This window comes from Runella sp., from assembly GCF_027484545.1.
GTDB lineage: Bacteria > Bacteroidota > Bacteroidia > Cytophagales > Spirosomataceae > Runella.
Genome location: NZ_JAIXST010000016.1, coordinates 1 through 8,987, shown reverse-complemented (window position 1 = coordinate 8,987; position 8,987 = coordinate 1). Strand labels below are relative to the sequence as shown.

6 protein-coding genes and 1 pseudogene are annotated in these 8,987 nt (G+C 45.0%); all 7 read right to left on the bottom strand.

Annotation, left to right across the window (positions count from 1 at the left end):
• Window positions 1–1,283: aldo/keto reductase (locus Q0081_RS01115; protein ID WP_298348342.1), on the bottom strand; the 1,283-nt coding region annotated here is incomplete at its 3' end.
• An 18-nt stretch (window positions 1,284–1,301) separates the two neighbouring features.
• The gene (locus Q0081_RS01110; RefSeq protein WP_298348340.1) at window positions 1,302–2,792 is read right to left on the bottom strand and encodes an APC family permease; all 1,491 of its coding nucleotides are present in this window, start codon (window positions 2,790–2,792) and stop codon (window positions 1,302–1,304) included.
• 5 nt (window positions 2,793–2,797) lie between these two features.
• A complete protein-coding gene (locus Q0081_RS01105; RefSeq protein ID WP_298348338.1) occupies window positions 2,798–4,408 on the bottom strand; it encodes a hypothetical protein in 1,611 nt (536 codons plus the stop codon).
• Between the two features lie 166 nt (window positions 4,409–4,574).
• Window positions 4,575–5,369 (bottom strand): 2-oxo acid dehydrogenase subunit E2, encoded by a 795-nt coding sequence (locus Q0081_RS01100; protein ID WP_298348336.1) that lies wholly within the window; start codon window positions 5,367–5,369, stop codon window positions 4,575–4,577.
• A 6-nt stretch (window positions 5,370–5,375) separates the two neighbouring features.
• Window positions 5,376–7,226, bottom strand: coding sequence for a DUF4962 domain-containing protein (locus Q0081_RS01095; RefSeq protein ID WP_298348335.1), 1,851 nt, complete (start codon window positions 7,224–7,226; stop codon window positions 5,376–5,378).
• A complete protein-coding gene (locus Q0081_RS01090) occupies window positions 7,195–8,070 on the bottom strand; it encodes a DUF1080 domain-containing protein (protein ID WP_298348333.1) in 876 nt (291 codons plus the stop codon). Before Q0081_RS01090 ends, Q0081_RS01095 begins: the two co-directional genes overlap by 32 nt.
• 113 nt (window positions 8,071–8,183) lie before the next feature.
• A pseudogene (locus tag Q0081_RS01085) lies at window positions 8,184–8,861 on the bottom strand (glucuronyl hydrolase); the annotation flags it as partial.
• Window positions 8,862–8,987: the final 126 nt, after the last annotated feature.

Below are 8,987 nucleotides of genomic sequence, written 5' to 3'. Positions count from 1 at the left end.
ACATCTTCCAACCGACTTCCCAACGACTGCAAAGCTCCTTCGATTTTATCAATGATAAAGTGCATTTGGGAGGCGGGGTCACTGCCTCCAATCACCGCTTGTCCGTGCGTAGCCGTAGTGCCCGAAACCACGATTTTGTTACCCCGTTTTACAGCTCGGCTAAAGCCCGCTATATCTTCCCAGATAGTCCCGCTTAAAGCATGAATGCGCCCGTCGTGGCCTATTTTGGTATCGTAGGGTGCTGGAAAATTGTCAATATGATGGCTCAAATCGCCCGACGCGGTCAGAAAAGGAGGCTTACGGTATTCGTCGCCACAATCGCCCGCTATAGGATGGAGTTGTTGCAAAACAGCCTCAATTTGTCGTTTTTCGGATTCCGAAAGTGACGTGTCTATGATTCGTCCATTAGATTGTATATGTTCACTTTTGCCTGGCCTTGACCCAATGATTACACACCCTACCCCGTCTTGTTCTAAGATAAATCTACTGGCTATGTTAGCAATGTCCACCGATTTGTTTTGGGCTATCTCGGCCAATGTTGCTAAGAGGTGTTGGAAGGTCTGCCAGCTTCCCGTTTGGTCAATAAAGCGTTTGTATTTCATCTCCGACCACGTTGCCAAAGAATCTATGTTAGGTTCAGGTTTTTCCAACCATTTCTCACTCAAAAAGCCTCCCGCTACCGTACCAAAAGCCAGTACTTTAATGCCGTATTGTTGGCACAAAGCCAACATACTCGCTTTGGCCCTTTGGTCCAACAGTGAAAAACACACCTGATTAGAAACTATCTCAATACCGCTATCTAAGGCCATTTTGAGGTGAGCCGTATCAAAATTGGTCAAGCCTATGTGCTTAATGAGCCCTTCCTGACGAAGCTCTTGAAGCCAAAAAAGCTGGTCGAGCCAAGCGGGGTCGGCGTAGTTCCAAGCGTGGTATTGAAGCAAATCCAACGTCTCCAGTTGCATTCTGTCCAGTGACAACTGCACGGCCTCTTTTACTGACTCTTTGCTCACTTTTCCTGGCGGAGGCACCCACTTAGTCAGTAATTGGAGGGTGTCTTTTTGAACATATTTTTTGTGTAAATGACCCACAATTAGCTCTGCCGAACCGTAATGGTCGGCCATGTCGAAAGTCGTAAACCCAGCTTCTACATAAGGCAATAATGCACTGGCCGCCACGTCCAAATCCAGCATTTGGCCATCGCGTTCCATGTCGGCCACTTGCCACAGCCCCGTAAGAATACGCGAAATTTTGAGGTCGAGGGCTAAAAAAATAGAACTTGACATATTGGTTCTGAATGTTTGTTATTCTTCGGGTAAGGTATTAAAAACGGCTTCCAAATCTACCCCGTTTTTGGCCAATCTCCTCAACCGCCAAAAATAAATCAGCGACGCCACCGCCATCACAAGCAACCATACGTAAGTAGAATGAAAATACCAATGAGTAGCCGACGCATTGACATCCTTCCAGACATGAATCGCCAAAAAACCAAATAAAAAGGTAATTCCTAACCACGCCAACGTTTTTCGTAAACTATTGGATGTCAACACTTTTATGTTTTTAGCAATGGCAGGATTTTTCTTTGGCAATACCACCAGCGTTACGCACATCAACAGAAAATTGACGAGCATACTTGTCACCATAATATCAATTCCTAAGAAAAAATCACTGGCAAAATGGCTTCCCAAAACTCCAATTGTAGCCATAAATCCGCTCAATAACAGGGCGTTTTGAGGTGTTTGAGTACGAGGGTTGACTTTCGCAATATTTTTAGAAAAAATACCATCTTCGGCCCAAGCAAAGAGCAATCGTGACACCGACAGCAGCATAGCAGGCAAATCGTTGAGCAAGGCAATGGTAGCTCCGATGAGGATTGCTACACCCCATGCAGGCGACAACAACACACTAAACAACCCTGGGGCAGAAATGTCTTTTTGAGCGGCTTCTGCCGCAATAAACTGCCAAGGAATGGCATGGTAAACCGCCGCCGTAAACACAAAATAAAAAGCACCCACTACTACCACCGCCAAGGCTGTAGCTTTGGGCAAAAGCCGTTCGGGATTTTTGGCTTCACCGCCCGCTTGGGCAATGGAATCGAAGCCAATAAAACTCGCAAACAGCACCGCCGCTGCCGACAAAAAAGTGCTTAAATCAAATACTGCATTGGTTTTCACGCCAATGGTTCGGCCTTCTTTGGCTAATAATGCCGCCTCAAAATCAGCGTGGTTGAAGCTAAATCCCGCAAAAATCACAATCCCACCCAAAACAAACATCAAAATCATGAGCGGAATGAGCGTGCGTTCGTAAAACTGAAGTCCGCGCATATTGATGCCCACAAACGCCCAAAGCAAGCCCAAAGCCAAGGTAAGTCTTACCCAGCCTGTTTCTAAATAGGCAGCCCCCACTTTCCAATCGAGGGCCGCCGCAATATCCCGAAAAAAAGGAATAATGACGTAACAAATCACGCCAATGACAATCGTTAGTCCAAACCACTGCGAAAAACTCGCCACAAATCCCCAATAGGGGTGCAACCCTCGGCTTGCAAAAATATAACTTCCTCCCGCCCTCGGCATGGCCGACGATAAACTCGCGTAAGCAAACGCCGCCAACAAAGCAGGCACGGCCGCCAACAAAAACGCAGGCAGCACGTAAGGTCCAATCCCCGCTACATTGCGTTGAATCATGATCGGAACAATATACACCGAAGCACCAATCATGGAGCATATTCCTGTGGCGGTCAAGCTCAACAGGCCCAATTGGCGCGAAAGATGCGGTGAGGATGAAGTTTCGGACATGAGGGTTAGAGGCGTTTTAGTTTTAATTGTACCGTTTTCTGGGGCAATATTTCCAATGAATACCCTTTTAACAACTCCTCACCGCTTACTGTTTTTGACTTATTGCCAACCGTAAGTTGATAGTTGGCCAGTGGTTCTATCGGGTACCATTCCTGAAACTGATTGATACGAGGATAATCCACTGGCATTTTTAGGTATTCTTGGTGCCATTTTTTACCGAAATGAAGCTGCCCTTTCCAAGTTTTGGACGTAGAAAGCGTCAGATACAGCGTTTTGTCATCAACTACCGCTCCGTAGCTCAGGTCTGATTGCCAATCGGAAACGGTAATTCCTGCCGTTTTCCACAGTGCATACATCAACGAGGTACGGGCAAAGTTGCCATCTCCGTGCCAGCCTTCGATAATCCCGTCGGGTTTTTGAAAGCTCCAGAGTACTTTTATCTCACTTTCTATCCAGTCTTTCGCACTCGGAAGGGGTTCGCGCAAGTACAGGTTCAGCGTACCTTCGATGGCATCGGCGTAGCCATCGGCACTGCCATTTTCCCAGTCATGATTGCGATAATGCGCCGAAAGTGCACCAAGTGTTTTGAGGACGGCTTCTCGGTAAGCCCCTACGTGGTCTATGAGATATACGGTGTAAAACGCATTGAGGGTATAACCAAAATTATCAGCAATGCGCTTTTGGACGATTTCGCCCGTTTGTGGGTTGATTTCGTCGTAAAACAGCCCGTGTTCATTTCGTCCTTTGGCCAAGATGGTATTGAGCATTTCGTGAATGTAAGGCTGCCATTGCTGTTTTTTGGCGGGGTCTTTGGCGGCCACCACGGCATACATTTCTACCAAGCCCGACACAATTTCGCAGCCGTGGTCGCGGAGGCGTAGTCTTGAAGATGCTTTGGTCGGCAAGTGCGCATCGCTCAAAAAATAATCACCAATTTGGACGCCCCATTTCAGCCATTTAGGGTTGCCCGTCATCCAGTACATCCGCGCCAACACCTGCAACAAATCACCGCTTACTTCCACCACGGCACTATTACCAAAAAAACTCCCTTTGATTTGAGTCGGTACATCTACGATTTTATCGAGGTCTTCCAATATTCCCAGCATCCGTTCCGACCACGCGCTTGGCCCCAACCACTCCGTAAGTGGAATAAGGCCATCTTTCATGTATTCGGCACTCCCAAACACCACCTGACTCGTATCAATCACCTGATTTTGAAAGGTTTTGGTACAAAACGAGTAAGTATCTGGTAAACGCCCTATGCGAGAACTAAGGCGCGTTTCGGTGGCGAGCATCGTGCGCATTTTGGTTTCAAACAAAGGTTTGTCTAAAATAGCAGACGTCATTACCATAAACGGATAATTATCGGCAGCGGCATCGTAAGCGTTCCAGATACAGGTGTTTTGGGTAAGATTGCGTGGTATCAGTCCCGTAGCGGAATCGGCTTTGGTAAGCCAACCCAACAAATAGCGGTGGCTGTGCCGAAAAGCTTCGTTGGCAGCTTGCCCATTGGCCGCAGCTTGTGCAAAATAGGTTTGTTCTTTTTGCGAAAAACCCGATTGCGCAAAACCCATGATAGGGCTTGTAACAAGCAGTAAAATAAAACAATAGTGCATATTCAACGCATTTAAAAAACACACAAACCTATGTATAATAACCATTTAAGTAGTCGAGCAAAAGTTTTCAAGTATTTGTTTTCCTACAAAAGTCTAATTATCAACGATATAAAGTCTCCCCTATCGGGGGAGATTTAGAGGGGGCTACTTAAAACACAACCCTCTCCTACTCCAACAACGCAGGCCGAGCTACTACTTTTTTCAAATACTTAAAAAGTTTTCCCCCGTGCGAAGCATCCACGACGCGATGGTCGAGGGCTGCCCCGAGGGTCATTATGGTACGCGGCACAATTTGGCCGTTGACCACCCACGGTTTTTGGGAAACTCCCCCCATTATGAGCACAAACGAAACATTGGCCGAAGGAAACAGCGCAGGATAACCAATATCAAGCCCGATACTGCCAATATTTGACAAAAAAAACGCCCCAAAATTGTTGGCCGATAACCCCAAAAACGGAATAGAAAAACCCAGATGTACTGTAATGTACTTAATTAGGCGATATACATACCCTCGAAATGGCCACGGAATATGCGCCAAGGTTTCCTTTTGGTTTTTGGCGCTATCATCTCCTTTTTGGGCAGTCTGAATTTCTTTTCGTAGGTAATGCGTCAAATCTGACAAATTATAAGCATCAATATTTTGCATCTTCACCGACCCCATTTCCCCGTTTTTGTTGAGCACACTCACAGTAGCGTCAATTTGCGGATAGGCATAAATGTTACCGCGTTTTACGTAGGTGTTAAATTCGGGCACTTCCTCTTTTATGGCGCGTGCCGTAGCCAACAAAAAAAAGTGCGTCAAGGTGAGTTTAATACCCGCCTGACGTTTGGCTTGGATGTAGGTTTCTAACTCAGTGATGTCAATTTCTACCGACCCAAAAATCTTGGAGTCGGTGGGTTTATTATAAATTGTTGAGGCTATTTTACGCCAAGTGGTATTGAGGCTTTCCGAAGGATTCATGTAGTATTAAGTCATCTTCGGTGTAAATTTAACTACCACTTTGACTTGTCCTGATTGATTGGGGAGTCGTAGCATCAAACGGCTATTGCCCGTATTGAGTTTTTCGGGGGCTTTCTGCACGGCCGACTCTACCGTAAACTCTGCCCCGATAGGCGCAATGATTTCGGCTTCAAGGGTACGGGTAGTGATAGTTGCATTGCGCAAAATTGCTTTTCCGCCTTTGATGATTTCAATCTGATTGGCCGTGGTCATGCCCCAAGCCACTTCGGTTGGTTTTGTAATCACAAATTCATCTTCCATCAAAAAAGCCTTTCGACTGTCCACCATGCTTATTTTACGGGTACTTTTTGAAGAAAACTCTTTGTAAGCTTCGGTCAAATCAACCGTGGCAGTAGGAATCGCTGTATTCAAATTAGTTTGAATAAATTTTGATTTAGCCACTTCATGCTGGTTTTTATTGCCCAACAGTGGCACATTGTGACTAAATGAATTGAGACGATAATACGTCCAACGTTTTCCTGCAACTCCCATTGACCAATAATCGGGCAAGTTATAATCATCAGAGCCTAAATCTCTGGCCCAGCGTACTCCTCCCGCATCCAACTCAAAATTTCCCAAGTCTAAATGAGAATGATTGGAACTGTTAATCCCTGATTTTATGCCCATCCAAAGCGCATTGGGGTCGGTCCAACTGTTGCGCATCAATACCAATTCATTGATTTCGCCCCGTAAAAAATAATCTAAAGGAGGGTTGATAGGGTCAGCAGTAAGAGCTTTGTACCATACAATATGGAATGGTTTGGCCGAGGTATTGCTGGTTTTGATAAGATTGTGCAGATAATTGGAAATGATTGGGTTATTGTAAGTATGAGCCAAGAAGAACATCGCCGCCGATGTCGTTGCTTTGGTATTTTCGCCGGAGTCAGCAAAGTTGAGAATATAGTTGGTAGGTCCTGCACAAATCATTGGTACCAATCCCGATTGCGACAAACCTTCTACTTTTTCAAGGTTGCCCGTAGCTGATTGTAAGGCCGACATCGCAAACGAGAGATACTCTGTAGCGTATGACCAATACCCCGGACCTTCGTACCAAGCGCCATCGGGGGCATAAAACTTATTGGAATAAGGCAGGTTTAGCAGGGCTTTAGGGATAAATTCTCGGGCATAATCGGGGTCGGTTTCGGCCACGGCTAATGCACCTACAATCAATCCTCCGTTACAAACCTGATTCCAGTTATTGTCACCTTTGGCCCACCAAGCAGTCGAATATGCTTTTTTATATTCATTCAATCCCTTGATTTTCAACCCTTCTCTTATGATCTCGCGGTCGGCTTGAGTAAGGTCATTATAAAGCCAATCATATCCCAAAGCCACGCCGTTGGTCATCTCGGCTACGTCCAAAAAATGAGAGGGGTTCCAGTCGGAAAAAGCGCAGACTGTTTTCATATTGACAACTGCTGCATCCAGGTATTTTTTGTCGCCGGTAAAACGATAAGCCAACGCCAAATGAGTAGTGCGATTGAGTAACTCTCGGCTTACGTCCAGTAAACGAGGCCCTATCAGTACTCGCTGCAATGGGGCTTTGGTGACAATACTATTGGCACTTGCCACCACCGCATTGATGTATTTATCAAGAATAGGGTCGGTTTTTCGTAAAGTTTTAAGTTCTTCTACCCGTTCGTTAGAAAGCATCAGGCGCGGGTGGTCGGCCTTCATGTTTTGCAAAATCCCCGTAAACTGAGGCATAGGGGCAGCAGTTTCCTCCTTTTTACAGGAGATTAAGACAAAAAGCAAAAACACCGCAGAGAGACAATGAATGCTTTTTTTACCTACATTTTGAAGGATTTGGCTTAACATAGTAACTTTTGTATGATTTAGACTTAGGGTCCATACAGCCTTCCAGGTTCAACAATTTGATGTTTCTAAAATCAATTTCTTGACCTTCGCTTTGGAGCGCAATGAACCCTTCTTTGAGGAGTTTACCGTCAATTTTAAGTGCTGGATTATAGCGATTGGCTACGCCACCACCAATTTGGGGTTTGGCGTATTGAAGTACAGGTTCGTCATTGATAAAGTGTGTAATGAGCGAATCGCCCAAGACAATCAAATCGGCCTTTACCCATTCTTCTTTGGGGTAGGTTTTAGAAGTAGAATTAATACAGTGACGGGGATCTTTTTTACCTTCAAAAATCACGTCAGTCCCCGGCGAACACATATTGCCCGTGGGGCGTTGTTTGCCGTCGCTAAGGCCAGCCAAAAACTGCATCTCGACCGAAATCGGCCAATCCTGCTCTTTGGGCATGGTATGTGGGTCTTGCGAGTGAAACATCACTCCGCTGTTGAGATTGGTATAATCAGGCGCATCTTTTCGCCAAACTCCCGTAAAACGGTATTCTAAGCTAAGATGATAGTACGAATAAGGCGTATTGAAATACAAATGCCCGTAACGCTCGTTGAATTTGTCGTATTGGTCATAACGCACTTTTATCATTTTATTTTCTACCCTGAAAGTATTTCCAAAGTTGTCTCCTACTTCGTGGTGATGGATTTTTACCGTCCAATTTTTGATGTCTTTCCCATTAAAAAGAGAAATCCAATCTTCTTTTTCTTTTTGGGGGGAAGAAACAAAAGAGAAATTGGCCAAAACAACAATGGCTACTAATAAACAAGAGATTGATCTTACAGATATAGTCGGTTTCATGATACTTTTATAAAGTGTATTATTGTAAACGGGTACTTGTTTAAAACCAAAGGCACAAAAAACAAGAAATTACCTATTCTTTGTGCCTTTGGCTTTTTTTAGGAAAGGTTCTTCTATTTCGTATTCAACGCTTGGTAACGAAGCAACGCTTCTAAGTAATAGTAATCGGCATATACAAGCGGCACGTCAATTTCTGAATTGCCCAACTTGTGTCCCGTACTATGTTGCAGAATAAAGTGATTGTTTTTGCCTAATTCGGCTTTGAAAGGTGCTTTTGAAAGGCTTTGCAGCATTGTCACGGCATCATTATAATATCTCTTGGCGTCTTTACCCCCGTACGTACTCAACTCCAACAGAGCCGAAGCGGCAATCGCACCTGCCGAAGCATCACGTTCTTCACCTGGTTTGCTATAATCCCAATACGGAATTTTATCGGCAGGGAGGTTGGGATTACTCAAAATAAAATCAGCAATGTTACGGGCATGTTCTAAGTATTTTTTGTCTTTGGTTTCTCGGTACATCACTGTATAACCATAGAGACCCCACGCCTGCCCGCGCGACCAAGCCGACTCGTCGGCAGCTCCTTGGTGGTTTTTCTTGGCCAAAACTTCACCGTTGGGGCCGTAGCATAAGACATGATAGGCACTGTGGTCGGGACAATAGTGGTTTTTGAGGGTATTGTCGGCGTGAGTTACGCTCAGGTTATAAAGTTCCTTGTTGCCCGACTCTTTTGCCGCCCAAAACAGAAACTCCAGATTCATCATGTTGTCAATGATAACAGGATAAGTATAACCTCCCTTAATTTGTAGAAATTAAAATAGGCATAACAGATTGATTAACAATTTGCTATGCCCGACAATTGGAGCCAAAGCTCTAAGTTTGTAGTGACCAAACAACAAATAGACTTACCTCAATTT